The organism is Paenibacillus sp. P13VS (assembly GCF_015143645.1).
Lineage (GTDB): Bacteria > Bacillota > Bacilli > Paenibacillales > Paenibacillaceae > Paenibacillus > Paenibacillus xylanilyticus_A.
Genome location: NZ_WYEV01000002.1, coordinates 516,785 through 542,768 on the forward strand (window position 1 = coordinate 516,785; position 25,984 = coordinate 542,768).

Below are 25,984 nucleotides of genomic sequence, written 5' to 3' on the forward strand. Positions count from 1 at the left end.
CGTATTGCGCATTAGAATGTCAGCATTAATGATGCCGAGATGATTCGAGCGGCTGTGCAGCATGTGCATCTCCCGGATCAAGATCAATGACATAACGGCCAGGCGCAATCAGCGCAGCCTGATGCTCACAGCGCCAGCGTCTTCCTCCAGAAGAGCCCAGTGTCTGTCCGTCCTGCAGAACATCACCCTGATCGAATATGTAATAGGCCGCCCCAAGCAATGTCTGGGCTACCGTATCCGGATCCAGTCCCGTAAAGTGACACTGCACATCGGGAACACCGAGCGCGGACAACCCAACGGTATCCATAACCAGCTCACGCTGTTCTTCCGTTCCACCTGCCTGATACATGCGGACATTCATTGCTCCATAGAGATGTTCTTCCCGCTTCTGTGACTGAATGTAAGCCTCCGGCTCGACCAGCTTGTCACTGCCGTACCAATACATTCCTTCACAAGGCAGAACTTCAATGACTGCCTGGAGCGTATACTGGAACAATTCCAGACGCTGTTTGCGAGACATGGCTGCAGAGAACATATCATGAAGACGGATCGAATACTGCGCTGACTTGACGGCATCTCCTGCTTCCGGCCAGTGCCATGCTTGCTGCACCGCCCCAGCGAAGCGGGAACGATCCTTGATCTCGTTCACAGGAAGCATGCAGGTCTGTGCAGGTATATTCCCTTCCTCAAATGAAACCGGATGATCCATATGATAGAAAACAAGCATATCCAGGTTGTGTACTGAAGGTTCACTTTTCCCGATCTCCGTATCGGTTTCATCCGTCTTATTCTGTGAGGAGCGTTGATCATTGACCTGCTTCACAGCCAGACGGACTTGTCCGGTATAACGGGTAAGTGCATTCTGCAACCGCATCCGATCTATTTTAGGTTGCTCTCGAAATAACAGCTCCACCATATAAACAGGGTGAAATCCTGAAGGAATATCATTCGCTTCATTTTTCTCTATTTCATCTTGCCTTTCATTTGTCATGCTGGTTCCCCTCATTCTTTACTCTGTCCCTCGGTCTGACCTTGCTGAAATGGACCAAGTTCTTTTTCCACATAGATACTAACCTGCTCAGCAAACTGTTCCAGAATAGATGGTACCTCTGTGCTTAACGGGTGCAATTCTCCCCGCTCCCAGCTGAAGTAATCCTGTACCAGCGGCTTGCGCAGCGACACGAGACGCTTCAGCACCTCGTAAGTCGAAACGTCAAATACCTTCTCTTCGTGATTGATTTCAATAATGTCATCATAACTGCTTGCATCCCGCATAATGAAACCATCAATAAGATAACTTCCCACATCCGTTACAATCTCAATAGCCAAATGAAGACAGCGTTCCTGGACCAGACCAAGCATAAGACTGCCATCCCAAGCCTGCGCTGCCCGGCGGAGCCCTTCGGCTACTTCCGGCACAGCAGCAAGCCTGCGGGCAATCTGTTCTCTGTTTACGTAATACAATGCAGTCACTTCCCGTTCAGTGAATTATCGATTCCGTTTTCCTCTTCGCTTAAGCCAGAATAGCATCACCGGACAAGCGATCAAAAACACGATAAAAATATATAAAAACTCCATAACGTCTCTTAAATCGCTCATGCCCAGTCTCCTTTAACAACTGCAGAATGAAATGATTAAATTAGAACTCGTAATCCACTGCAACAGACTGTTCTCTGACCTCGTTCATGTACTTGATGACTTCCTGATGAAGCGGGTGGACCTGGTAGGCCTGCAGATCTTCCAGTGATGCAAATTCGGCTGTCAATGAGATGTCGAAAGATCTGTCAGAGCGAAGCACATCCACGCCAACTTCCAATGAGATCAGGACATCAATTTTGCCTTGCAGGTTGCGAAGAACGTTAGCAGCAGCCTCAATGGTTTCTGGAGAACGATCTTTCATTTTAAAAAGAACAATATGTTTAATCATTGAACAAGCACCCCGTTTGCATATATTAGTGGAAATGAATGAATTTTCGTGTAACCAAAATATATCATAACGTTAGTTATTGCGAAAGGATACTTGTAAACGTTCTCTAAACGATAAAAGAATGCTATGCTGAACTGTTCTTTTTTGTATTATCTTCATCCTGTGCAGGATTTGTCTCTTCTGAAAGGGTTTTCGAATCAGCTTCAGGTGCTTTTACTTGCGGCTTGGCCCACTCCCGATCCGAAAGGTCTTCCTGTTTCTTCAGCACGGCAATGGCTTGTCTGAGCTTATCAGGCAGCGGAAGACCAATTCTGGCATAGTTTTCAGTAATGGAAATTAACTCGTTAACCAAGTAGAAGTAGATGGCTCCTCCCTTGATAATGTCTGTTCCCATAAGCAGATCAATACGGTGAGCAAGAAGGATAACGGTCAGCATTAGCCCCTTGCGGGCAAGTCCCCAGAACCCGATGTTGCTATTTAACCCTGTTCCCGACCTCACCGCTGCAGCGAGACCCGTAACATAATCCACAGCCATCGCAATGACAAGCAGACTCAGCAATTCATCCCAAACGCCAAAAGCAAACGTTACGAACGCTCCGGAAATTGCAGCAAAGGTATTTACGGCTGGACTCACGTTTTCACCCCTCTCTCTGAATTGATCATTATACAAAATATGTTAGAGTTAGAGATTTTGACAGACCAATCGCCCGGTTCAAGTTGCGGATTTTATTTTCGGATTTGTGCACATCATTCCGGGATAATGATTAGTACTGCCCTAATTTTTTGGTGGATTTTAGGTAATAACCCGCATCATATCAACTAAAATCAGAGAAAAGTATAAAAGTCCTATAAATAGTATTTAAGACCTAATTTATTGGTTTCCACGTTCTCTTTGATCCCTGAAATTTAGTGAAACATTGTAATCTAGGAATATACTAGGAAATGAATTGCACATACCCTAGTCCATAATTCCCTCCTTTAACATTCTCATAGGATTGGGCCCAATCCAAACCAGTGCACCCGGCACTTGAAAGTACCCCGGTTCTTATTGTAGTATTTGGTTAAAAAAATCGGAGGAAATATGCCTAATCAACCAGAACAACATTCCATCCAGGCGTGGTCTCTGATCAACCGTAAATACTTGGGAAAAGGCGTCCGTGTTAAACGATTCCGTAAACCGACACGCTGTCAAATCCGAAACCGCGTTCTTCTAGCCGTGCTGATGGCCAATGATATCAAGTTGTCCCAGCTTGCCGAAGATCTATCCATCTCATCACGCAGCGTGAGCGCGTGGGTGTATGAGGGGCGGATACCCGGCAGTACCAATTTGGACAAAGCGTGCCAATTGCTTGGCTACCCGCGTCACATCCTCTTCAATGAAGAAGTTGTACGCAAAAGCCCGGTCATTTGTCAGCCCGAGCCTTCCCGTTTCATGAAGCGTACGGTGACCCGATCTCCGGTTAGCAACCGTATTCTGACAGGCTTGTGTATGGTCCATGATTTGTCGGTGACAGATGTCAGCCACTGGATCGGGGTTCATCCCGGCACTTTCCGCAAATGGCTGCATCAGGGAACGCTGCCTTCTGCCGCGTTTCAGGAACAAGCGGAACAATTTTTCCGCATCCCGAAAACCATCCTGTTCGCAGATGTCATCCTGAAAGACCGACGCAACAACTAAATAAGCGAACAGACAAAAGGCTCTGTTCTTCCCACAAGGGAGGACAGAGCCTTTTTAAATGAAACATACCTCTTGATACACCTGTGACGTACGTCCCCTTCACTTTCGCCCAAGAACTTGTTCGAACTTATAATAAACAACTGTATGATTTGTACGTACAAATCAGAGGAAAATGCAGTGCCATTCCGGATCATTTTATCCGTTGTACAGGTTGGTTTTATTTTAAACGACGTTCAAAGTTTCATTAATATATTTGAGTCCGGTATATCGATCTCTAAGTGTGTGTGCCGTTGCAAATGCATGTTCCACCATATCCGGTGTAACCCCAAGCTGATCTGTTGTGGTCGGCCCCCCAACCTGCTCAAGCCATGCCGTAAGCTGTGACGCATCAGGTAAAGCAGCATACACATCAAAAACAGGTTCTCGGGACAGCCTTGCAAGTTCCTTGTATCGCTCTGTAAGAAGCGCACAAGCTACCCCAACTTTGGCCCCATGCAGAACAGGTTTCCGGCCCGCTGCCATCAATTCCATTTCCCAACGATGAGAAATGTGATGCTCACCGCCGGATGCCGGACGGGAATGATCAATAATTAACATGGAGGCACCTGAGATGATTAGCGCATCCATCAATGCGGTTATACCTTCAGCTCTTCCTTCGGCGATGGCTTGAACATTGTCGATGCAGGCCGTCAGCGCTTCTTCCGTCATCCGGTAAGCAACCGGACAGAACGGCTCTCCGCCCAGATCACGCGATACAATCCAATCTGCCAGAGACGTATATTTGCCTAACATATCACCGAAGCCCGCTGCCGTCATTGCCTGGGGAGCCTGCTGGGTAATGTCAATATCCGCAAAGATCGCTTCGGGCGGAACAGCTTGAAACGTCTGCTTGATGCCGCTTACAATGAGCGGAGCTCCTGCTGAAGTGAACCCATCAACCGATGCCGCTGTTGGGACAGACAGAAATGGCTTGTTCATTTTGGCACACACAAATCGCACCAGATCATGTATGGTCCCCGATCCCACTGCGATGATGGCCTGAGTCATTTGTTTTACACCAAGCAGTACCTGCACAATCGCAGCCTCATCGGCAATGATATCCCCCGCGCTGTTCTCAGGCATCTGGAATTCATCTGCTATGAGCCCCGCATCCTGCAGGCTTTTTACCACCTCATATCCCGCCACCGGACCTGTCCGGCCATCATATACCACAGTAACCTGGTTATAGCTCTGTTCCAACAGGTACCCCGGCAATCTACGAATTGCACCATGCTCCAAAAAGACCTGCATTTGTACCAGCCGATGATCATGTCCACAGGTACACTGCTGTGCTTCTGCATTCCAAGCTGCAATGCGTTCGTTCATATTCATGTGTTCGTAACCTCCCGTTTCTAAGTTCATGCATATTTGCACTGGAAAAGCCACACAATGAGTATAGGAAAAATTTCAATGATTTTCCTGTTCACACTTTACTTCTTGTACCCGCATTTTGCAAATGTTTTGACAAACTATTTGAAGCAGGTGATCCCATGCAGCTCGGCAAAGATACAGGCTTATCTCTCGGTTTTCTTGCAGGAACGACCCTGGGCAGCGGGATTGCGTTTTTGTTCCAATTGCAGGCGTATGAAGTGGTCGGCAGCGTTTCCTTTTTCGGCATCATTGGTGCCTTGTCCGGACTATGGACAGCGATTTTCTTACGCCAGCGCCGGCGTCAACACTAACAACTGAACCAAGAAGACACCTAATCAAAGCTAGTTTTTAGGCATTTCAATTCGTAGAAAAATAAAAAAAGGTTCGAGAGATTGCAAAAGCAATCTTCGAACCTTTTTCTCTTCGATGCGGTCGAGAGGACTCGAACCTCCACGGGGGGTTAGCCCACACGGACCTGAACCGTGCGCGTCTGCCAATTCCGCCACGACCGCATAATATGTATCTTCTCATCCTTGATGAAAAGCAACCGGTTAATCCATTTCTCGTTTCACCGTAATTAAGAGTATACAGGCTCTGGAAGAAGAATGCAATACTTTTTTTATTATATGAAATAGATAGGACATATGTCCTTTTATAGAAATTAAAAACCTCCTATCGTTAGCACCAGATATCATTGAAGAAGGAGAATGGTTATGACTCAAATGAATCTTTGTTTTATCGGTGCCGGATTTCACGCAACGACCAATATCTACCCTTCTGCTGTAGAAGCAGGGGCTACCATCCAGGCCATCTCCACTCGCAGTATCGAACGTTCTCAAGCCGCTTTGCTGCGATACGGCAGCACAGGATCAGCATATGATAACGCAGCTCTCATGCTGCAAAACGAAGACTGTAACAACGTTGTTGTGGTGGCTCAACCTGAGGATCAAACGTCTCTCGCCTTGCAATGCATCAAGGCAGGCAAGAATGTCTATGTTGACAAACCCCTTGGCTGGACTGCCAGAGAAGCTGCAGAAATTGCTGATGCGGCCGAAAAGGCTGGCGTTGTACTAATGGTAGGATTTATGAAACGCTATGCGCCTATATATATGAAATTAAAGGAACTGATTGATGGTGGTTCAATGGGTAGAACGCGTTCGTTTCAGATGAAATTTACGGTTGACAGTACTCCATTTTGCAAGAACGAAGAACAGTTTATGAAGCTCGCTGCCATTCACATGGTCGATCTGATGCGTTTCCTCTTCGGCGAGGTACAGCACGTGACGGGTACCACAGTCAAGGATGGAGAACATATTAATCAGAGCATCTCCCTGAAATTTGATAATGGTATTGTGGGCAGTGCTTACTTCGCAGGCATGAGTGCATGGTCACGCGAAAGCGAAAGCGTACTGGTTACATTCGATCACGGTTTTGCGTCAGCAGAAGAAATGAATACACTTACCGTCCATCACTCTCGCACTTCGGACAGCCTCCCCTGGAAGGCTCTTGAAGAGCAGGATACGGTCTATACGCCTTCCAACTCTCCCATGTCTGGCGCATACCGTGATCTCTACCTTCGTGGATTTGTAGGTGAGATGGCGCATTTCATGTCATGCTGCCACAATCATTCGCTTCCGCATTCGAGCGGCAAGGATAATGTCGGAACGATGGCCCTGTGTGATACCATCTTGTCTTCACTGGTCTAACAACAAAATCTTGCTGTATACCCTGAATCTTACATCAACCCGTTGTTTCGTATAACGAAACCGGGTTTTTTTACTGTACATTTCACCTTTTCATTCATCCGATATCGAGGGTTTATAATCCGAATCAGACATGGTATGCTTTGAAGAGAACATACACACATTTTAAGTACGTAGTGCTTAAATTGATACTATACACATAGCTGACGGAGGTGCAGATCGATGAAAAAAATCTCAACCGAGACATGTCCCAAACCCTATGGCTGCGCCGTAGAAGTTACACTTAGCGTTATTGGAGGCAAATGGAAAGGAGCCATTCTGTATCACTTGTTTTCGGGTTCCTTACGCTTCAATGAACTCCGAAAGTTATTTCCCGACATTACGCAGCGAATGCTCACCTTGCAATTAAGAGAATTGGAAAGCAGCGGGATTGTACACCGGGAAATCTACCCTCAAGTTCCACCCAAAGTGGAATACTCACTTACGCCATTTGGGGAAACGCTCCGTCCGATCATATTCAGCATGCGGGACTGGGGAGAAACCTATACAAATGAAGTCGTCCAAGCCAAGTCACAGGAAGTATAGTGAACGCAATAAAAGCTGATTCCTTCTCATAAGGGATCAGCTTTTTTATCGTGTATTTCATAGGCGATCTTCCCGGCCTGTTTATGACCTATCTACGGTCTGAATGGTCACGGTACGATTGCGCCCTTCTTCCTTCGCCTGATACAGAGCTGTGTCCGCGAGATGGAACAGCTCCGTCGCTGAAGATGAATGCAGCGGATATTCGGCAACCCCTGCCGATATCGTCACGGAGCGATCAATCGGCATGATACTCTCCTCAACCGTGACACGGATAAATTCGGCAATCTGATAGGCGGTCTCAGCTCCGGTGTGCCGCAGCAGCACGACAAACTCTTCCCCGCCGAAGCGGGAACTCACATCCTGCGGCCGAACAGCCAACCTGATCAGACCTGCAATATGCTTCAGGACCTCGTCTCCAGCGTGATGCCCGAACGTATCGTTAATGGATTTGAAGCGGTCGATATCCAGAACAATAATCGAGAATGGCGTCTGTTCATCAATCCATTGCTGGATGACTTCTTCAAATGTCCTGCGATTCGTCATGCCTGTCAGCACATCCGTTCTGGCATCATAGGTAAGCTGGTCGGTTTGCTTGCGAAAATTCATCAATGCACCCAAAACCGTGCGGGTTAGCAAATCGGCCTCCCTGTTCCAATGTGGTTTCATGGTTGGCAGGTCCACTTTACCCTGATCCACCTGATTAACCAGATCGGCCAGATAGACAAATGGACTCGCCAGTTTCCGCGCTACCCGAATGACAATCAGGGTCAGGAGGAGAAACGGAACGGAAGTATACAGCAATAACATGCGAATATGCTCATTCAACTGATCGTACACCGTCTGAGTTGGAGATACGACCACGACGCCCCAATCGGTAGCAGGCACCTTCTGATACCCGGCAAGCGAATCTATGCCAGCCAGATTTTTATACTGCTCCTTACCTGTTTGATCATTCAGCAGCTTTTGTACAACTTCATTTTTACTGATGTCCTCACCAATTCTTTTGGTGTCTGGATGAAATAGAAGCGTGCCCTTGACATCGACAATAAAAAAATATGAACCATTGCTTGTCCTCAGCTGACTTCCAAAAGAGAGGTTCAGGATATTATTCTCCTGCAGATAGATATTACCGCCAATAGTCCCCTTAAATTGTCCAGCTGCATCGAAGATCGGTTCACTGACAAAAACATTTCTGCGCTTCGTCCTTGGGGTCTGATAGGCTTCGGAAATATAGGGCGCCTTAAGCTCCATCGCTTTTTTGGCTGCCTCAGATGAAACATGCGCCCCGACGGATAAACCCGAATACGGCGACATGCTGCGTATCACACCCTTCTCATCCACAAGGGCTACAGAGTTAAAATAATTGCTGCTGCGTTGGATCAATTCCAGCGTCGAATCCAACTTTTCCGTATCTGAATAGTCCATCTGCGGAAAATAGTCTGCAGCATATTTCAAGCTGCTCTGCATGGACTGAAATAGCGAATCCAGTGTCTGACTCATTTGAGCTGCGCTTGAATAATTAAGAGACAAGGTATTGTCAATGAGAGACTGCTTCTGCGTTGTGTAAGACGAAATAAACATGATTGTTAAGGTCATCAGCACCGAAATGGTGACCAGCCCACTGAGCAAGGCGGGAAGGCTAATTTTTTTGTAGGTTCTCGCTTTTCTTCGCCATCTGGATGCTTTGTTCTTTGCGATCATTAGTGCTTTCCCCCGGATTTTCATGAAAAGGCATATTCTCACTATTCTATACGAAAGTTGTTATGAATGTATTAATTTTGTATGAATATTTTACAGTTTCTTCAATTAAAATTGACAACTCCATGACAAGCTTTATAAATCAGGCGTCTGTCTTCTTCTCCAGAATCAAAGCTCGTCCTCGATGATGTATCCTTCCCCAGGCTCCTGTTCCACAAACCCAGCCATAGATCGCGATTGGAAGTCAATAGGAGCATCGCTTCCCACCAGAATTCGATTCTGTATCTCATCCTGCGTTTCCGTAGGCAGTGCAAATGAACGTGTGTAATCAAACTGGACAGCCATCGTTGCATATATCGCGTTTACAAGTCTGTCATTGCCCGCACGCCCAAATACATTCAACAGTATGCTTCCACCAGACTGCAGCTTGCTTTGAGCCATCGTGAAGAAAGATCTGGAGGTAAACTGCTTCGGCGTTCCTTCTGCGGTAAATGCATCGATAATAATATAATCAAATGTTCCAGGCGGTTCCTGCTGCAGCAGCTCCCGGCCATCTCCCACCATGACTTCACTGCCCTTATACCCAAATAGCGTCTTGCTTAATTCAACCACTTCCTCGTCCAGCTCAGCGATCTTCACCTGGCGGTTTGACAGATAAGTCGAGAGCGTACCAATTCCGTGCCCCACTACAAAAACCTTTTCGTATTCAGGCGTGTTCCGCTCCATGAGATGAACCATTGCCCTTGGGTATTCAAGCAGCATTCGTGAAGGCTCATCGAGATCCATGGCTCCCTGAACAGCCTCGTTCGAAAACTCCAAAACCCGGAAATGTCCCTTTTCCCCATAAAGCCTGGTTGTATCATATACGGTTAACGCATGCTGCTCACTCATATTCCGATATAAAACTCTCACGAGCTGTACTCCTCTCAAGTTCCATCCATTACATGCAAATAAACTATTTTTCATTATAACAATTCTGTATCGCCGTACTCCATAAAAATGAGAAAAAAACCGTTCACGGTTACCCGGAAACGGTTTGGAATGGCTTGAGATAAGCCCACAAATTTTTAAATAGTGACCAACCCGAATGCGGGATTGGGCAGGTTCGCACATTTTTAGGAAAATTCCAACCTGTCTGTACAGTCAGGACCCTATGGCCTCATGCAAAGCTTTGACATATTCCACGCCCAGATTGGAAAGAGAGGTGCTTTTGTGGCTGATCCAGCCCACGTTGATCGATTCCTCGCACTCCAGCGGAACAGGAATGATCTCATTTCCGTTCAAATCAGCGCTGAGAACACCTGTTGAAATGGTATACCCATTCAGACCAATCAGTAGGTTAAACAAGGTTGCCCGGTCGTTGACCTGGATGCTCTTGGGATGGGATAACGTACTGAGAATCTCTTCGGAAAAATGAAAAGAGTTGTACTCCCCTTGGTCAAATGACAGGTAAGGATAGTCCTTCAGCTGCTCAATCGCCACGGATGCTTGCTTCGCCAGAGGGTTTTTCACGCTGATGAAGATGTGCGGTTTGGCTACAAAAAGGCTTGTGAACACCAGACCAGCATCCTTTAACAATTTGTTAATGACCTTCGCATTGAACTCGTTCAAATACAGAATCCCTATTTCACTTCGCAGGCTCTTAACATCCTGGATAATTTCATATGTCTTCGTTTCCCGCAGGGCCAGCTCATATTCATCTTGACCATACTGCTGTACCAGACGTACAAAGGCATTCACGGCAAACGCGTAATGCTGGGTGGATACCGAGAAATGCTGTGGAGAAGGCTTGGCATTCAAATATCGATTCTCCAGCAATTCTGCCTGCTCCACGACCTGCCGGGCATAACTCAGAAATTCCACGCCTTCTTTGGACAGCGAGATTCCCTTGTTTGTACGTTCAAAAATGGTAATGCGCATCTCTTGTTCCAAGTCACGAATCGCGTTCGAAAGGCTCGGCTGGGAAATAAATAGCCGTTTGGCCGCTTCATTCATGGAGCCACGCGTGGCAACTTCAATCACATATTTTAATTGCTGCAGAGTCAACGTGTTATTCCTCTTTTCGTATAGTTGGTTCTATTATATACCAAAAGAGTATTCGCCTTAAACGAGAGTTGCTGTTGGTCTGACGACAATTTCGTTGACATCCACCTCAGCAGGTTGGCTAATGGCATACAAGATGCTCTGGGCAATGGCCGATGCTGGGATGGACACACGCCGATAATCCTTCATGAACTCGCGCGCTCCGACATCCGTGATCGTGTCGGCAAGCTCCGATTCGGTTACCCCTGGAGAAACAAGTGTTACCCGAATATCTCCACCCACTTCCAGACGTAAACCCTCCGTGATCGCACGGACTGCATATTTGGTCGCACAATAGACGGATGCTGTCGGTGTTACGGCATAGGCACCAATGGAAGCGATGTTGATAAATTGGCCAGCACCCTGCTTTCTCATGACAGGTAACCCAGCGGCAATCCCGTGTAAAACTCCACGAATATTGACATCAATCATTCGATTCCATTCATCCACTTTTAAGGCTTCAAGAGGAGACAAAGGCATCAAACCTGCATTGTTGACAACGACATCCAGACGACCGTAGCGGGTAAGCGCCAGGTCCACAATGCTCTGCATTTCTTCCAGCTGGGTGACATCAAGTGCCTGAACCTCCACGGAGCCTCCCTCAGAACGAATGGAAGATGCAAGTGCCTGCAAACGCTCGACGCGTCTAGCCCCAATAACCACGTGAGCCCCTTGCTGTGCCAGCAATCGAGCCGTTGCTTCTCCAATTCCGCTGCTAGCCCCTGTAACGACAACGACTTTTCCTTTTACATCAAACATGTGAAATCCTCTCCTTTATTATTGGTTATTGATGTTTGTTTCTCTGTACAAAACCATGCCTGCGTGATATAAGATACCTTCTACAAAGTCTCCATCCGCTGTAAAACCCGTATCATCCACATATTCAATATGATTTCCTTCCACGACATAACGTCCTTGATACGCACTTTCCCTTTGACCTCTGGCTTCATCATATCGACCATTCGTGAGCAGTTCATGCCGGATATAACCATCCTTTGTCACCCACATGCCAACATAAGGGTGTGCATGTTCCTCTCTGTTACGTGATGAATTGTATTCCATTTTCCAACCTCCTTGCTGTTTTTCAAAAGCTCAATTGCATATCCTTATTATGGAGGAGATTATCGCTCACCAGATAGAAGATTCCCCCAACAATCTTGCCTATTCCTCCAGAACCTTCTAGAATAAAATAAACCGATTCGAATAAAGGAGGATGAAACCATGGTTTCATCACTACATATGGATAACGATGTGACTCGTCAGATGCAGGAAATGGCTCAACTTATCAGGCGTTTTATCCCAAGTGACGGAATTCATGCTACGGCTATCCCTTCGCTTTCTTTGATTCGTGCTTCGGAAATATCGCAGCCCATCTATTCTGTTCATCAACCTGCTCTCTGCATTGTCGCTCAAGGATCCAAGTTAGTCGTACTCGGACGAGAGAGTTACACCTACGACCGGACACAATATCTAGTCGCATCAGTAAACTTGCCTATTTCAGGACAGGTGGTTCAAGCTACTGCAGAGAAGCCGTATCTATGTGTGCGACTTGATTTTGACTCTAACCAGATTTTTGATCTGATACAGAGTCCAGCTGCGATGCAATCCAAACCGGACAACTCAACCCAGCGTGGGTTATTTGTCAGTTCTATCAAGGTCCCGCTTCTTGAAGCCATCATCCGACTGGTTCGATTGCTCGACACACCTGAAGATATTCCAATACTCGCTCCCATGTTTATTCGTGAAATCTTATATCGAATTATTCAAGATGAACATGGACACTCGATCAAACAATTTGCTGTTCAAAACAGCCACGCCCAGCACATCGCCAAGGTGATCGAAGTCATCCAATCCGAATATGACAAACCGCTGCGCGTGGATCAGCTTGCCGCCATGGTTAATATGAGTTCCTCATCACTTCACTACCATTTCAAAGCCATCACTGCCATGAGCCCCATACAATTTCAAAAACAAATCCGGCTGCAGGAAGCCAGAAATATGCTCATTGCCGGTTCAACGGATGCTGCCGATGCCGCATTTCAGGTTGGATACGAGAGCCCTTCCCAATTCAGCAGGGAATATGCGCGAATGTATGGCCTGCCACCAAAAAGCGATATCCAACGTCTTCGTCATACACTTCAAATGGAGTATTAATCGCAATCAAAAAGAACCCACGTCTGGACGACGTGGGTTCTCGGGTGTAATGAATGTTATTGGGATGTTGCTCATCAGGAAAACATGTTCTTTTTTTCAAAAGCCGACATCTGATTCTCTCCGGTTATAGGACACTCGTCAGGAAACAAGCTCCGCTTATTCAGCTTCTCATCGATAAAATCAACGACCTGCTGCAGCGAGGCAATCTGCGCTTCTATTTTCGTTCGATGGCTCACCAGCATCTCACGTTCTTCCGGGAATTCATCCAGATTCGAATCCATCGACATGTGCAGGTAAGGCTTCATATCCTCCAGAGACATACCTGTCTTTTTCAGACAAGAAATGAGTTTCATGGTTCGAATATCCTCTTGACGGTATACACGGTGCCTGTTCGCCTTCCGATCTGCCCGCGGCAGAAGCTGAATCTTCTCATAATATCGAATCGTATCTTCCGATAACCCTGCCTTCTCCGCTGTTTCCTTAATGGAATATCGTGCCTCATTACTCATCCGCCTCAGCCTCCTTTGCCCTCATACCTTCATCTTACAACTTGGAGTCAGCTCCAAGTCAAGCCAAATTCAGCCCTGCAACCAATCAACATAAACGTTCAAAATTCATTTGATCCAACTGCTTGACTTGGAGTCGACTCCAAATTATAGAATGAGCGCAGCACACAGATTCGTTCTGTAATTCCCAATATAATGGAGGTAACTATGAATAAACCAAACAAACTACACACCGCGCTGATTACGGGATCAAGCTCAGGAATTGGCCTCGAGCTGACCCGCACGTTATTGGCTGAAGGATGGCAGGTCATCGGCCTCAACCGTTCACCTTTTCCGGCAGAGCAAGACGATATTCAACGTGCATTACGTTCAGGTCAGCTGCAATTGGTTCAGGCTAACCTGACCAACTACGAAAGTCTTAAAATCGCGCTCGATCAGATTAAACTCCAATTGGATACGATTGATGTCCTGTTTAATAACGCAGGGGGCAGTGCGGCAGAGCTTCGTTTTTCTGACCAAGGGCATGAAATGCACTTTGAACTTCAAACCATCGTTCCTTATATCATTTATATGGAGTTATATAACCTTATACGCAGGAGCACCTTCAAGACCGTTGTTAATACTTCAACAAGTGCATTCAGTATGGTCCGACAGTTCAACCTGGACATTTTGGAACGTCCAACTGAATTCAAGAAGCTATTTGGTCCATATGCCACCTCGAAGCTCGGCCTCTCCTTATGGACACGCGAGGCGGCTGAGGCGGCGAAGTCCGATGGCATTCGTCTTCTGAGCGTAGATCCTGGAGGTAACAATACTTTACGCGGCAGCAAAAAATCCGGTTTGCCCTTTTACATCAAGCCTGTCATGAAACTGTTCTTCCCTCCTCCAAGTCACGGTGCTTCGTTACTGTATAGAGCTGCATTCTCACAGACCAATCACGAATCAGGTACGTTCCTGATTAAAAATAAACCGACTGAACTTCGTTTCAAAGAGCAAGGTCCCTTCATTTTGAAGCGGGTACATGAAATTTATGAGCAAGAGTTTCTATGTTCAACCCCTGCAGGAAGTGGAAATCAAAAAAGCGAGTAACAACTGGAAAGACTGTATTTTGGCAAGTAACATTCTCCCCGTGTCACCACGGGGTTCTGAAATGGCACAGGCCAGAAGCATCCTCCTTCATGTCTTAGGACTCTGCGGAACATACAAACCATGGATCCCTTCTATTCCCCCTGTCTTTCATAATATCCAGGCCCTGCTTCATACATGTATGAATGACGACCAGGTCTGCATCAGCATGATCTGAACTGGAGGGATAAGCGAATGACAAAAGGATCACAACCTAACGGTAAACCAACCTTTGTTCCACAACCAATCCGAAGAGACGGGGCAGGCGGGCCTGATTTGGGTCCACGCGATGTCATGAGAGACCTTGAAAATCCGGATATGCTGGTTCCACCTGCAACGGATGCAGGGCTGCTCCCCAATCTGAAAATGTCCTTTTCCGATACACATATGCAGTTAAACCATGGCGGATGGTCACGCGAGATTACCGTACGCGATCTGCCCATAGCCACGACTCTGGCTGGGGTCAACATGAGTTTAACTCCAGGCGGCGTACGGGAACTCCACTGGCACCAGCAATCCGAGTGGGCTTATATGATCTGGGGAACGGCAAGAATCACATCTGTGGATCAGGAGGGCCGAAATTTTATCGCTGATGTCGGACCAGGAGATCTATGGTTCTTTCCCAAAGGTCTGCCCCATTCCATTCAAGGACTGGAAGAGGGCTGTGAGTTTTTGCTTGTTTTTGATGACGGCTCCTTCTCCGATCTCAACACGTTATCCATTTCAGACTGGTTCGCGCACACCCCTGCAGAGGTATTGTCTGTCAATTTCGGAGTACCCGAATCTGCATTTCAGTCCAGGCCGACAGATCAGGTTTATATTTTTCAGGATCAGGTTCCAGGTTCACTCGCGAGTCAGGAGATTCCTTCACCTTATGGTACAGTCCCCTTTTCATTCAAACATCGCCTGCTCGCTCAGGAGCCCCTTATAACGCCTGGAGGAAGTGTACGCATCGTGGATTCCACCAACTTCCCTATCTCCACAACCGTTGCTGCTGCACTGGTCGAGATTAAGCCTGGTGGCATGCGTGAATTACACTGGCATCCGAATGCGGATGAATGGCAGTATTACCTTACGGGACAAGGAAGAATGACGGTGTTCGGCGGCAATGGTACAGCACGCACATTCAACTACAGAGCCGGAGATGTAGGGTATGTTCCTGTGGCCATGGGACACTATGTTCAAAACACGGGCAGCGATACCTTATGGTTTTTGGAAATCTTCCGAAGTGACCGTTTTGAAGATATCTCATTAAACCAATGGATGGCACTTACACCTCGTGAACTTGTCCGCGACAATCTGAACGCGCCAACGGAGCTGCTTGATGCCCTGCGCAAAGTGAAATGGCCTGTCGTTTAATTTCATATGTACCTCTATCAAATGGTCCCAAACGGGGTAATTCTCAGAGAACTACTATACGATAGGAGGAATATGATGATGAGAGCCGTTACTTTTCAAGGGACCAAGGATATTCAGGTAAAGCAGGTTGAAGATCCAAGACTGCAACAAAAGGATGACATTATCGTTCGTATTACTTCTACAGCCATATGTGGATCAGATCTTCATATTTATCAGGGAGCATTACCCGCTGAAAAGGATTATGTCATCGGTCATGAACCGATGGGGATCGTGGAGGAAGTCGGTCCTGAAGTGACACGCGTAAAAAAGGGGGACCGTGTGGTCCTGCCTTTTAACATTTCTTGTGGCGAATGCTTCTATTGCAGCCACGACATGGAAAGCCAATGTGACAATTCCAACGGCAACCCGGATATTCATACCGGTGGTTATTTCGGATTTACGGAACGGTATGGCAATCACCCTGGTGGTCAGGCGGAATTCCTGCGTGTGCCTTACGGTAATTTCATGCCGTTTGTGATTCCGGAATCCTGTGAATTGGAAGACGAAGCCTTGCTGTTTCTATCCGATGTTCTTCCTACCGCATACTGGAGTGTCGAAAATGCCGGCGTTAAACCTGGAGATACGGTAACCGTACTCGGCAGTGGGCCCATTGGCTTGATGACCCAGAAGTTTGCCTGGATGAAAGGCGCGAAGCGGGTTATCGCTGTTGACCGCCTTCCATATCGCCTCGACAAAGCCAAGCGCATGAATGACGTGGAAACCTTCAATTTCGAAAATTATGATGATATGGGCGCACATATCCGCGAGATTACAGGTGGCGGTACCGACGTGGTCATCGACTGTGTCGGCATGGACGGTAAAAAATCCACTTTGGAGGAAATCGGACAGAAGCTGAAGCTTCACGGCGGTGCCCTGAGTGCCATTGAAATTGGCATGAAAGCCGTACGCAAATTCGGTACATTCCAGCTTACAGGTGTGTACGGTTCGTCCTACAACATGTTCCCACTGGGCAGTATGTTTGAACGCAACATCAATCTTAAAATGGGACAGGCTCCTGTCATCCACTATATGCCGGAATTGTTCCGCAAGATTACAGCAGGTGAATTCGATCCGACCGAGATTGTTTCCCATCGCATTGCGCTGGAAAATGCCAGTGAGGCGTATCGAATCTTCAACGATCATGAAGACGAATGTACCAAAGTTGTGCTGAAACCTTAATGTAGGAGAATGAGCACAATAATAAGGCAGATGCCCTTGTACAGGTCATCTGCCTTTTGTGTTGTTTATTCTTATGCCATACTGGATGAAAATAGTTACTTGTTGAATCTATTGAACTATCTCGCTTTTGAGGCCTGAATGAGTACACTCTCTCCCCCGAAGCTTAACAGCTTATTCGGTACTGCCTCTTCAAACCGGAAGAACTTTTTAATGACCGAAGGTGCACAGAGCATGCTTGCTTCAAGTTCCCGTCCATCTGCTTCCGGCAGTCCGGCACGCTTGCACCAATCTTCAAAGAGGAAGGTTTTCTCAAAGGAAACCATCGCTTCCACGCGATATTCCGCCACTTCCATCATTCGAATCCACTCCGACTTGCGCCACGCACGAACATGACTGGGATCGCGGCGCTTCTCAACTTCATTGTAGAATTGATCATATTCATCACGCTCTGGTGCCACGTTATCTATCAGCAGCAGTCTTCCGCCTGGTTTCGTTACCCGGAACGCCTCCGTTAGAAAAGAAAAAACATCGGGAAAATGGTGCGCAGCGATCCGGCAGGTGACGATATCGAAGACATCATCTTCGAAGGGTAAATGCTCCGCATCTCCCGGTACCAAATTCACGTTCTGATGACCGCTCTCCCTAATAAAGCGTTCAGCTACCTGGAGCATCTCCTCTGTCAAATCCAAAGCCGTTACCTGCTTAACAAGAGGGGCCAGTGCACACGCAACGTGCCCTCCTCCCGTTGCTATATCAAGTACATGCATATCAGGACTTGCCCCAGATGAAGCCACGAGCACATCCAAATCCTTGCCTTTGGCATGCAGGGGACTGGTCACATACTTCTCGGCATTTTTGCCGAATTGCTGCTGCACTTTTCCTTTCATTCCGTCATGAGTCATACTGCTTCCTCCTAGCTAATGTTCCAATAGATGAAACATCGTTTCAAAAGTTAAATTATTGTAACTATTTTAGCACAGATCAGGGCCAAGCGAAAATAAAAAGCATTCCCTGAATGAAGCCACTCAGGAAATGCCTTAATATTGTTACATGAGAACACTGCTTATTTTACAACCGTGGGTGACTTTTTCCACAATCCCAATATCAGACCCGAGATTACTGCACCAATCGCAACGGCGAGCAGGAACAACAGAGCATGGTTAGCCAGTGCTGCTACGAAAATTCCTCCGTGCGGAGCCGGTACGTTAATGCTCCAGAGTTGTGTCAGTCCGCCTGCAACGGCCGAACCAATGATACAGGATGTCAGTACACGCAGCGGGTCTGCCGCAGCGAATGGAATGGCACCTTCAGTAATGAAGGACAATCCGAGTACATAGTTCGTTAAGCCGGATTTGCGTTCTTGTTCCGTGAATTTGGACTTAAAGAACGTGGAAGCCAGAGCGATGGCCAGAGGTGGCACCATCCCGCCTGCCATTACGGCAGCCATCCAGGCTCCATCCGTGTTGCCGCTTGATGTGAATACACCAATGGCAAATGTATAAGCTGCTTTGTTGAACGGTCCACCCATATCAATGGACATCATGCCGCCAAGCAGCAATCCAAGCAATACCGCATTTCCTGTTCCGAGATTTCCAAGTGCATCTACAAGCCACGTGTTAAGCGAGCCAAAGATCGGATCGAAGACATAATAACTGATTGCACCAACAATGAGCAGTCCGAGTACAGGATACAGCAGAATGGGTTTCAGACCATCAATGGCTTTTGGCAAGCCTCTGAGCAGCTTACGCAAACCGATAACAACATAACCAGCAAGGAAACCGGCTGCAAGTCCGCCAAGGAAACCGGCATTGGAGTTCACGGCCATCAATCCACCAACCATACCAGGCATCAGGGCTGGACGGTCACCAATACTCATTGCGATAAATCCGGCCAGTACCGGGATGAGGAAGTGGAATGCACCCGTTCCGCCGCCAATCGTCTGCAGCAGCTGGAAGAGAGGATTATCCTCGCCCGCAAGCTGTTCGATCAGGAACGAAATCGCAAGGAGGATTCCTCCACCCACGACAAACGGAAGCATGTGTGAAATCCCGTTCATCAGATCCTTGTAGATCTTGCTGCCTACGCTCATTTTGTTCGCACTCGCTCCGTCTTCCTTCACATTGCCGCCGCCTTCGCTGCGATAGATCGGAGCATCTCCATTCACCGCTTTGCGAATGAGCTCTTCAGACTTACGAATTCCGTCGCTTACCGGTCTTTGCAGTACCGGCTTGCCGTTAAACCGGGCCATCTCCACATTTTTATCTGCCGCGATGATAACCCCTTTGGCACGAGCAATCTCATCTGCGGTCAAAACGTTCTGCGCTCCCTCGGAGCCATTAGTTTCTACGCGGATATTAATGCCCATTTCCTGAGCTTTTTTCTTGAGTGCATCCTCAGCCATGAAGGTATGTGCAATTCCCGTTGGACATGCTGTAACAGCTACGACGAAATCTTCGGAATTCTCATTACCTACAATGGTGCCAGGAGTTTGCTGCGGTGCAGCACCTGCTTCGCTTGCGGCTTTTGCAGCCTTTTCGGCTTTCGCTTTCTCCTTGGCAGCTTCTTTCTCCGCTGCTTCCTCCTGCTTCGCATCAAATAATGCACTTACTTCTGCAGGCGTATCCGCACTCATCAGCTGAGCAATGAAATCGCTATCAATCAGCAGCCTGGAAAGAGCAGCGAGTGTGCGAAGATGAGTATTACCTGCACCTTCAGGAGCAGCAATCATGAAAAAGATATGAGCCGGCTCATCATCAAGCGCTGCAAAATCCAATCCATTTTTGCTTTTTGCAAATACTACGGTTGGTTCGTTCACTGCAGATGTCTTCGCATGGGGCATGGCAATACCGCCGCCAATTCCTGTGCTGGACTCCGCTTCCCTTTTATAGATCATTTCCTTAAACAGAACTGGATCATTAATGCGTCCACTTTTGTTCAGACTTGCAATGAGTTCATCAATTGCTTCATCTTTGGTTGTGGCTTGCAGGTCCATGATCATCGTTTCCTGGATCATCAGGTCTGTTATTCTCATCTGTTACACTCCCCTTGAGTTCAGTCGGCCTGAGCTTGTCAGGCCGACTTTATAAATTACAATTAGCTTGCCTCTGAAATAATGATTTACAATTTGGTGATGGTAACCTCGCCTCGAAGCTGTTCAATGAATTCACGTGTAGCAAGATCATCCGAGAAAGCCGTTGCACTTCCGGAAGCGACTCCTGTACGGAAGGCTTCAAGGATGTCACCATGTAATACATAAGTGCCTACGAATCCTCCGATCATGGAATCTCCAGCCCCAACCGAATTTTTCACCTTGCCTTTTGGCACACTTGCGTGGTACACATCCGATCCCGTAATCAACAGGGCTCCATCTCCAGCCATGGAGATTAATACTTGCTTGGCCCCTGCTTCCAGAAGCTTGCGACCGTACAAGACCAGCTCTTCCCGAGTTTCGATAGTAACCCCGAAAAGTTCAGCGAGCTCGTGATGATTCGGCTTCACCAGCAATGGCTTATGCACAAGAGCTTCCATTAACGCTGGGCCAGTGGTATCAATGACGAACTCTGCACCCGTCTGCTTGCAGACCTGAATGAGACGATCATAAAAATCAGTTCCCAGAGATGGCGGAATGCTACCCGATAGAACGACGATATCTCCCTTTTGCAGCGAGGATAGTTTCTGCAGCAGTTGTGCTGCTTCTTCTTCGCGAATGGCTGGGCCAAGACCGTTAATCTCTGTCTCGTCTCCATGCTTCAACTTGATATTGATCCGCGTATCATCCGCTATGGTCACAAAATCAGTCTGTATCTGATCTTCCTGCAGCTTGTCATTAATGAAACGACCTGTGAATCCGCCAAGGAATCCAATCGCGGTGTTACCTGCTCCCAGCTGATTCAGCACACGTGATACATTGATGCCTTTACCACCTGGAAGCTTCAAATCCCGATTCATGCGATTCAATCCGCCGAGCTTCAGGTCATCCACTTCCACGATGTAATCAATGGAAGGATTAAGTGTTATCGTATATATCATTATTATCCCTCAATTATTTTAGTTTTCTGCTCTATTACGGCTCGCCAGTGCTCTGGCATCTGCTCGGTAATCAGATCTGCCTCCTCCAGCTCAAACAACTTGGCAAACGTAATTTCACCGATCTTGCTGGAATCTGCCAGCACGTAAGATTTCCCGGACAATTGATGCGCCCTTCTCTTAATCAAGGCTTCCTCCGGGTCAGGAGTCGTATACCCCATCTCGGGATCCACACCGTTGGTTCCAAGAAAACATTTATCAAAACGGAAGTTGTCCATATTTTGTAATGCTATACTTCCGATGACGGCTTTGGTATGGATTTTCATCATGCCACCAAGCAAATAACTTCGAATCCGCTTGCTAACGAGCGCTTCCACATGGGATAGACCGTTGGTCACCACGGTTACGTCCTTGGCTTCAATATAGGGAATCATGGCCAGCGTCGTCGTACCTGCATCCAGATAGATACAATCGCCATTTTCGATCTCCTGTGCAGCCAAACGAGCAATCGTCACTTTTTGTTGAATGTTTTTGGATGTTTTCTCTTCTATGCCTGGCTCGAGCGTCTTTTCGTTCATCAGTGCTGCCCCGCCATGAATGCGTTTCAGCATCTGACGGCTCTCCAAGTCAATTAAATCGCGTCTTATCGTTGATTCGGAAGCACCAAGCACGTCGACAAGTTCCTGTAATTTTACTATCCCTTGTTGATGTAAGCGCTCTATAATTGCAGCATATCGTTCTTCAGTCAGCATCTTCATTCCTCCAACTGCTTCTATAGTAACATAAATTCCGCAAAAAACAATCATTTTCGTTCAAAATAATTTATAAACCTTCAGAAACTTGCATCTTTCGACTTTTGCACTCCATTATCTCCCATAATATTAACTAAAACGTTCACAATCATCCAATACCAAAATCCTATATCTGTGTTCCTGTATCTCAGCAGGTCTATCCATTGCCTATTTACATCAAAAAAATCCTGCAGTCGTTCATCGCATGCAGGATCATCTCAGGCATTACTGGTTTATTCCCGGTTTGGGTTTAAGCCATTTTCCTTCTTCATTTATAAACGCACCCTTGAAACGCCCCATTTCGAGCTGTTCAATCAGCTTCTGCTCATCGGTAGCCAGAATCTCAGCGAGCTGTTCAGAGGTGTAATAATCATTGGGGTCATATTCCAACCAGAGTGGAACCGCCGTATCATACAATTCCTTAATCATATTCTCAAACGATTGTCTTCCCAGATCCTCCATATCCTTATAAAACTGCAGAGGATGAGATACCATATTTCGAAAAGACTTGTTCTCCAGGTTCATCCAAAGTGTATTACAAGCCTGTACGCTCATATAATTCTGCTCAACATCGAAGAACTGAATATCTTCAATCTTCATGTATTTCTCCTGAAACGCAACAATCTTGATTATGGGTACACCCCGCTTACGTGAAGCTTTCTTCAAATGAGCTCTAAACTGTTCGTAGGTCATTTCTTTCATCCACTTACACCTGCCCTTTACATGTTCCATTCGACATTTTACAACAAAACCATGCAGAGTGTAAGTTCTCCAATAAAATAAACAAACCGCACAGCAGAAACTCACTGTACGGTTTGTAATGTGGCTAGCATAAGGCTGGTTCAGCTGGGAACGCTGCTTTTTACCCAGGATGCTGTGAACTCCCGCTCATCGTAATCAAAAAATTGCTGTAAGATCGTCTCCCGATCATCCAAGAACAGCTGGTCTGCTATGGCTGACACCAGTTTAGGAACTGCGCTTTTGGTACCCGAGATGGCAGAAGCGGACAGACCACAGCTTGCAAGGGCAGAGTAATTGAAGACAAACAGCCCATGCAGCTGTGACTCGCCTGCTTCACTTCGGCTCGTCATCGCAAATCCGGAAGTAAGGAAGGGATGTGCATCCAGCAGCTCATTGCGCTGCTCAGCCGGCGCTTCATAACAATCCGCCCAACGAGCAATATGACTTTCCACCAGTTTGAGTTCCGGTCGCAATGCGGGATCACTTAGCAGCCCCGTACTAATCACCAGAAAATCAAAAGCAAATTTCCCCTTGGCTGTCGTCACTACGGCTCCATCCTCGTTTGCTTCCACACCGAGCCAGGGGGAATTCAAATGCAGTTCAAAGCCCGGCCAGGCTGCTGCCCGGTTGAAGGTATCATTGGTTGGAGGTTGATTATATTGAAAAAAGTGTGAAATTACCGCGTATTTATCAGCTGCCCCTAATGCATGAAAACGTTCAATCATCCCGGATTGCTCCATCTGGCGTATGGGATTGACACTTGGAAGTTGTGCTCGCCGCACAAACACATGTGCTTCAGCAACTCCTGCAGCAAGCGCAAAACTTGCATTATCAAATGCGGAAGCTCCTCCCCCTAATACGGCAATTCTTTTGCCGCGCAACCGCTCAAAATCAATAGCCTCAGATGTATGAGCATACAGTTCTCTCGGCAGTCGTTCTGCAATCATGGGAGGTACGTGCCATTCTCCCCCTCCCTGTATGCCGGTAGCCAGCACGACCTTTCGCGCCAGCAGCGTGCCGCCATCGACACCGGAACCCTCCACATGAAGTCGGTGAAGCCCCTCAGATGCGGGTTCGATCAATTTTAGCTTTACTTCATTGATTACAGGCAGATTCAGCACGTCTCGATACCACCGCAAATAATTCATCCAATCTCCGCGTGGAATCTTGTCCACCGCTTCCCAGCCTTCCAGTCCAAACTGAGCCTCCCACCAGGAACGAAAGGTTAGGGATGGAATACCCAGATCAATGGAGGTCAGATGTTTAGGGGTACGTAGAGTCGTCATACGGGCATATGTTTCCCATGGGCCTTCCAGTCCGGCTTTATTTTCGTCAATAACCAAAATGTTAGAAATCCGCTCACGCAGCAAGCCAAAAGCAGCTCCCAGGCCGCTCTGTCCTCCTCCTACAATAATCACGTCATATACATGACCCTCAGCATGTTCCGTGGAACGCACCCAATTTGCACCGCCATAGGCCAAATATGCGAGATCTTCTTTTACTCGTTGATTCAAAGCTTCCAGGCTCATGATCCCCAACCCTTTCAAGGTACATAATCGATTTTGATTCAATCCCAGCCATACGTTAAGTTGATGTCATATTAAACTCATTTTTCAGTGCTATCACTACATCTACGACACTTATATTAGCGTTAGTATATGGGTTACCATTACTTTTTTGAATATGACGGAAGCTTTATTGTCATCCAATCTAAAAATAGCTAACATGCTTGTTGACCGTTACGAAATACACCCTCTAATACATGTTGTCCGCTTCTGAAAGTTGGATGTCATCGTTATGACCAAGGCGTACAACTATAAAAAAAGACCCGGATAATGCTTCCGGATCTGTCTGTCATTCATAAGCAGTATTCATTTATCGCTTTTGTTAGTGATCAATCAATAACTAAACATTAAAAAATGCAATTTACTTTTTCTGAAGCTGTGCAATAGTTTCAGCAATTCCTTCTGCGAAAGGCGTCGCCTGCACAGGACCAATGCTGCGTTCATACTTCTGCCTGCTTAAAACGAGAGGCTCCTTGGTTAAGTATAACATCTCTACGACTTCCTTCATGACCGGAACCCCCAGCCCAATCAGGGACAGTCCTATTTTCCCAAGCGCCATGACTGGTTTCGTTACACCCGCCGCCCGCTGTGCGATCCTAACGATCTCTTTGCCTGCAATAATGCCAGCACCAGGTATGTTCCAGTTCTGATTGTATGTGTTCTCCCTGCTTGCCAGTTCCACTACCATAACCGCTGCATCGGGCAGATAGATATATTCCCGTGGTGTTTCCATATTGCCGATGAAAAAAGCCATTTTTCCCTTTGCGATGGATTCAAGTGTTGATCCCAGATAAGAGGCTTCATTCGCGGTCGGGCCATAATAATCAGGCAAACGTACAATCATGACTTGCGCTCTGGACCACCTGCTGCTGAATAACATCTGCTCGTAGGCGAGTCTTGTTTTTCCTTTGCGGGTATGCGGCTGCTTCGGATGTTCTTCCGTTACTTCGTTCATTTGCCTTCTCCCGTAGGGGTAGATCCCATCAATAACCACCACTTTCAGACTCAGCTGTTCAGCTGCCTTCATAACGGATTCACCCAGTGGCAGGAGTCTGCTCTCCATCTCATGGTAAGGCACGTTGGCACAGTGGAACATCACATCCGCATTCCGGGAAGCAGCGACGATTTCATTCGGGTTAAATGCATCACCCACAGCCAGCTGAAGATGACCGGGGAAACCCAGCTTAGCAGCAAGCTGTTCCAATTTCTGCCATGAACGTCCATAGGCAACCGTTGTGATCCCCCGCTTAATCAATTCCTGTGTAATGGCAGCACCCGTTCCGCCTGTTGCACCAATAACAATTGCCTTTTTCATCTTCATACATCCTCTCACTCATTTAGTTATTGATCAATTACTTACAACTCCTGAACTCAATATAACGCATATTTAGTGATTGATCAATAACTAATTTTGAA

The 25,984-nt window shown here is 47.0% G+C and carries 25 protein-coding genes, 1 tRNA gene and 1 pseudogene; 8 read left to right on the plus strand and 19 right to left on the minus strand.

All coding sequences use genetic code 11. The annotated features are described in order from the left end of the window. Positions 1–25: 25 nt before the first annotated feature. The 4 genes and pseudogenes from GUA98_RS03415 to GUA98_RS03430 all read right to left on the minus strand — a co-directional run. Complete coding sequence (locus GUA98_RS03415) at positions 26–991, minus strand: DUF4261 domain-containing protein (protein WP_193722058.1); 966 nt, start codon at positions 989–991, stop codon at positions 26–28. Positions 992–1,002: 11 nt separating this feature from the next. Next, positions 1,003–1,464, minus strand: a complete 462-nt coding sequence (locus tag GUA98_RS03420) for a DUF86 domain-containing protein (protein ID WP_153977823.1) — start codon at positions 1,462–1,464, stop codon at positions 1,003–1,005. A gap of 175 nt (positions 1,465–1,639) precedes the next feature. Beyond that, positions 1,640–1,927, minus strand: a complete 288-nt coding sequence (locus GUA98_RS03425; RefSeq protein ID WP_193722059.1) for a Dabb family protein — start codon at positions 1,925–1,927, stop codon at positions 1,640–1,642. A 250-nt stretch (positions 1,928–2,177) separates the two neighbouring features. Further along, positions 2,178–2,561: pseudogene (locus tag GUA98_RS03430) on the minus strand (holin family protein); the annotation flags it as partial. A gap of 447 nt (positions 2,562–3,008) precedes the next feature. Here GUA98_RS03430 and GUA98_RS03435 point away from each other — a divergent pair. Next, complete coding sequence (locus tag GUA98_RS03435) at positions 3,009–3,605, plus strand: helix-turn-helix domain-containing protein (RefSeq protein WP_095288064.1); 597 nt, start codon at positions 3,009–3,011, stop codon at positions 3,603–3,605. Positions 3,606–3,827: 222 nt separating this feature from the next. Here the strand turns inward: GUA98_RS03435 and GUA98_RS03440 are convergent, their stop codons facing one another. Beyond that, on the minus strand, positions 3,828–4,976 hold the full coding sequence (locus GUA98_RS03440) for a sn-glycerol-1-phosphate dehydrogenase (RefSeq protein ID WP_193722061.1): 1,149 nt from the start codon (positions 4,974–4,976) through the stop codon (positions 3,828–3,830). 158 nt (positions 4,977–5,134) lie between these two features. Between GUA98_RS03440 and GUA98_RS03445 the strand changes: the two genes are divergently transcribed. Beyond that, positions 5,135–5,326, plus strand: a complete 192-nt coding sequence (locus GUA98_RS03445; protein ID WP_193722062.1) for a hypothetical protein — start codon at positions 5,135–5,137, stop codon at positions 5,324–5,326. 116 nt (positions 5,327–5,442) lie between these two features. Here GUA98_RS03445 and GUA98_RS03450 read toward each other — a convergent pair. Next, positions 5,443–5,527: transfer RNA gene (locus GUA98_RS03450), tRNA-Leu, on the minus strand. A 201-nt stretch (positions 5,528–5,728) separates the two neighbouring features. Here GUA98_RS03450 and GUA98_RS03455 point away from each other — a divergent pair. Then, the gene (locus GUA98_RS03455; RefSeq protein WP_193722063.1) at positions 5,729–6,721 is read left to right on the plus strand and encodes a Gfo/Idh/MocA family protein; all 993 of its coding nucleotides are present in this window, start codon (positions 5,729–5,731) and stop codon (positions 6,719–6,721) included. 219 nt (positions 6,722–6,940) lie between these two features. Beyond that, a complete protein-coding gene (locus GUA98_RS03460; RefSeq protein ID WP_095288069.1) occupies positions 6,941–7,303 on the plus strand; it encodes a winged helix-turn-helix transcriptional regulator in 363 nt (120 codons plus the stop codon). Positions 7,304–7,384: 81 nt separating this feature from the next. Here the strand turns inward: GUA98_RS03460 and GUA98_RS03465 are convergent, their stop codons facing one another. From GUA98_RS03465 to GUA98_RS03485, 5 genes are all read right to left on the minus strand, one after another. Beyond that, the gene (locus GUA98_RS03465) at positions 7,385–9,004 is read right to left on the minus strand and encodes a sensor domain-containing diguanylate cyclase (protein WP_193722064.1); all 1,620 of its coding nucleotides are present in this window, start codon (positions 9,002–9,004) and stop codon (positions 7,385–7,387) included. A 165-nt stretch (positions 9,005–9,169) separates the two neighbouring features. After that, the gene (locus GUA98_RS03470) at positions 9,170–9,913 is read right to left on the minus strand and encodes a fused MFS/spermidine synthase (protein ID WP_321573830.1); all 744 of its coding nucleotides are present in this window, start codon (positions 9,911–9,913) and stop codon (positions 9,170–9,172) included. A gap of 231 nt (positions 9,914–10,144) precedes the next feature. Continuing rightward, on the minus strand, positions 10,145–11,047 hold the full coding sequence (locus GUA98_RS03475; RefSeq protein ID WP_153977815.1) for a LysR family transcriptional regulator: 903 nt from the start codon (positions 11,045–11,047) through the stop codon (positions 10,145–10,147). A gap of 57 nt (positions 11,048–11,104) precedes the next feature. Further along, positions 11,105–11,842 carry an SDR family oxidoreductase gene (locus GUA98_RS03480; protein ID WP_153977814.1) on the minus strand — a complete coding sequence of 246 codons (738 nt, stop codon included), beginning with the start codon at positions 11,840–11,842 and terminating at the stop codon, positions 11,105–11,107. Positions 11,843–11,860: 18 nt separating this feature from the next. After that, positions 11,861–12,145: an Atu4866 domain-containing protein gene (locus tag GUA98_RS03485; protein WP_193722066.1), complete on the minus strand. Its 285-nt coding sequence runs from the start codon at positions 12,143–12,145 to the stop codon at positions 11,861–11,863. 159 nt (positions 12,146–12,304) lie between these two features. On the opposite strand from GUA98_RS03485, the gene GUA98_RS03490 reads away from it, so the two are divergent. Further along, positions 12,305–13,237, plus strand: a complete 933-nt coding sequence (locus tag GUA98_RS03490) for an AraC family transcriptional regulator (RefSeq protein ID WP_193722067.1) — start codon at positions 12,305–12,307, stop codon at positions 13,235–13,237. 74 nt (positions 13,238–13,311) lie between these two features. Here GUA98_RS03490 and GUA98_RS03495 read toward each other — a convergent pair whose 3' ends face one another. Continuing rightward, positions 13,312–13,746 carry a MerR family transcriptional regulator gene (locus GUA98_RS03495; RefSeq protein WP_193722068.1) on the minus strand — a complete coding sequence of 145 codons (435 nt, stop codon included), beginning with the start codon at positions 13,744–13,746 and terminating at the stop codon, positions 13,312–13,314. Between the two features lie 204 nt (positions 13,747–13,950). Here GUA98_RS03495 and GUA98_RS03500 point away from each other — a divergent pair, with 204 nt between their 5' ends. The 3 genes from GUA98_RS03500 to GUA98_RS03510 all read left to right on the plus strand — a co-directional run bounded on the left by GUA98_RS03500 (position 13,951) and on the right by GUA98_RS03510 (position 17,445). Continuing rightward, positions 13,951–14,832 carry an SDR family NAD(P)-dependent oxidoreductase gene (locus GUA98_RS03500; RefSeq protein ID WP_193722069.1) on the plus strand — a complete coding sequence of 294 codons (882 nt, stop codon included), beginning with the start codon at positions 13,951–13,953 and terminating at the stop codon, positions 14,830–14,832. A gap of 231 nt (positions 14,833–15,063) precedes the next feature. Then, on the plus strand, positions 15,064–16,227 hold the full coding sequence (locus tag GUA98_RS03505) for an oxalate decarboxylase family bicupin (RefSeq protein WP_153977807.1): 1,164 nt from the start codon (positions 15,064–15,066) through the stop codon (positions 16,225–16,227). Positions 16,228–16,305: 78 nt separating this feature from the next. Further along, positions 16,306–17,445: a zinc-dependent alcohol dehydrogenase gene (locus GUA98_RS03510; protein ID WP_153980634.1), complete on the plus strand. Its 1,140-nt coding sequence runs from the start codon at positions 16,306–16,308 to the stop codon at positions 17,443–17,445. 116 nt (positions 17,446–17,561) lie between these two features. Here the strand turns inward: GUA98_RS03510 and GUA98_RS03515 are convergent, their stop codons facing one another. From GUA98_RS03515 to GUA98_RS03545, 7 genes are all read right to left on the minus strand, one after another. Beyond that, positions 17,562–18,347: a class I SAM-dependent methyltransferase gene (locus GUA98_RS03515; protein ID WP_153977806.1), complete on the minus strand. Its 786-nt coding sequence runs from the start codon at positions 18,345–18,347 to the stop codon at positions 17,562–17,564. A gap of 161 nt (positions 18,348–18,508) precedes the next feature. Continuing rightward, positions 18,509–20,476 (minus strand): fructose-specific PTS transporter subunit EIIC, encoded by a 1,968-nt coding sequence (locus GUA98_RS03520; protein WP_153977805.1) that lies wholly within the window; start codon positions 20,474–20,476, stop codon positions 18,509–18,511. A gap of 86 nt (positions 20,477–20,562) precedes the next feature. After that, positions 20,563–21,474 carry a 1-phosphofructokinase gene (gene pfkB, locus GUA98_RS03525; RefSeq protein ID WP_153977804.1) on the minus strand — a complete coding sequence of 304 codons (912 nt, stop codon included), beginning with the start codon at positions 21,472–21,474 and terminating at the stop codon, positions 20,563–20,565. 2 nt (positions 21,475–21,476) lie between these two features. Continuing rightward, positions 21,477–22,223: a DeoR/GlpR family DNA-binding transcription regulator gene (locus GUA98_RS03530; protein WP_153977803.1), complete on the minus strand. Its 747-nt coding sequence runs from the start codon at positions 22,221–22,223 to the stop codon at positions 21,477–21,479. A gap of 264 nt (positions 22,224–22,487) precedes the next feature. Next, complete coding sequence (locus GUA98_RS03535; RefSeq protein WP_183521173.1) at positions 22,488–22,964, minus strand: hypothetical protein; 477 nt, start codon at positions 22,962–22,964, stop codon at positions 22,488–22,490. A 140-nt stretch (positions 22,965–23,104) separates the two neighbouring features. Further along, on the minus strand, positions 23,105–24,532 hold the full coding sequence (locus GUA98_RS03540; protein WP_193722070.1) for an NAD(P)-binding domain-containing protein: 1,428 nt from the start codon (positions 24,530–24,532) through the stop codon (positions 23,105–23,107). Positions 24,533–24,929: 397 nt separating this feature from the next. Further along, positions 24,930–25,883, minus strand: a complete 954-nt coding sequence (locus tag GUA98_RS03545) for an SDR family NAD(P)-dependent oxidoreductase (protein ID WP_193722071.1) — start codon at positions 25,881–25,883, stop codon at positions 24,930–24,932. Positions 25,884–25,984: the final 101 nt, after the last annotated feature.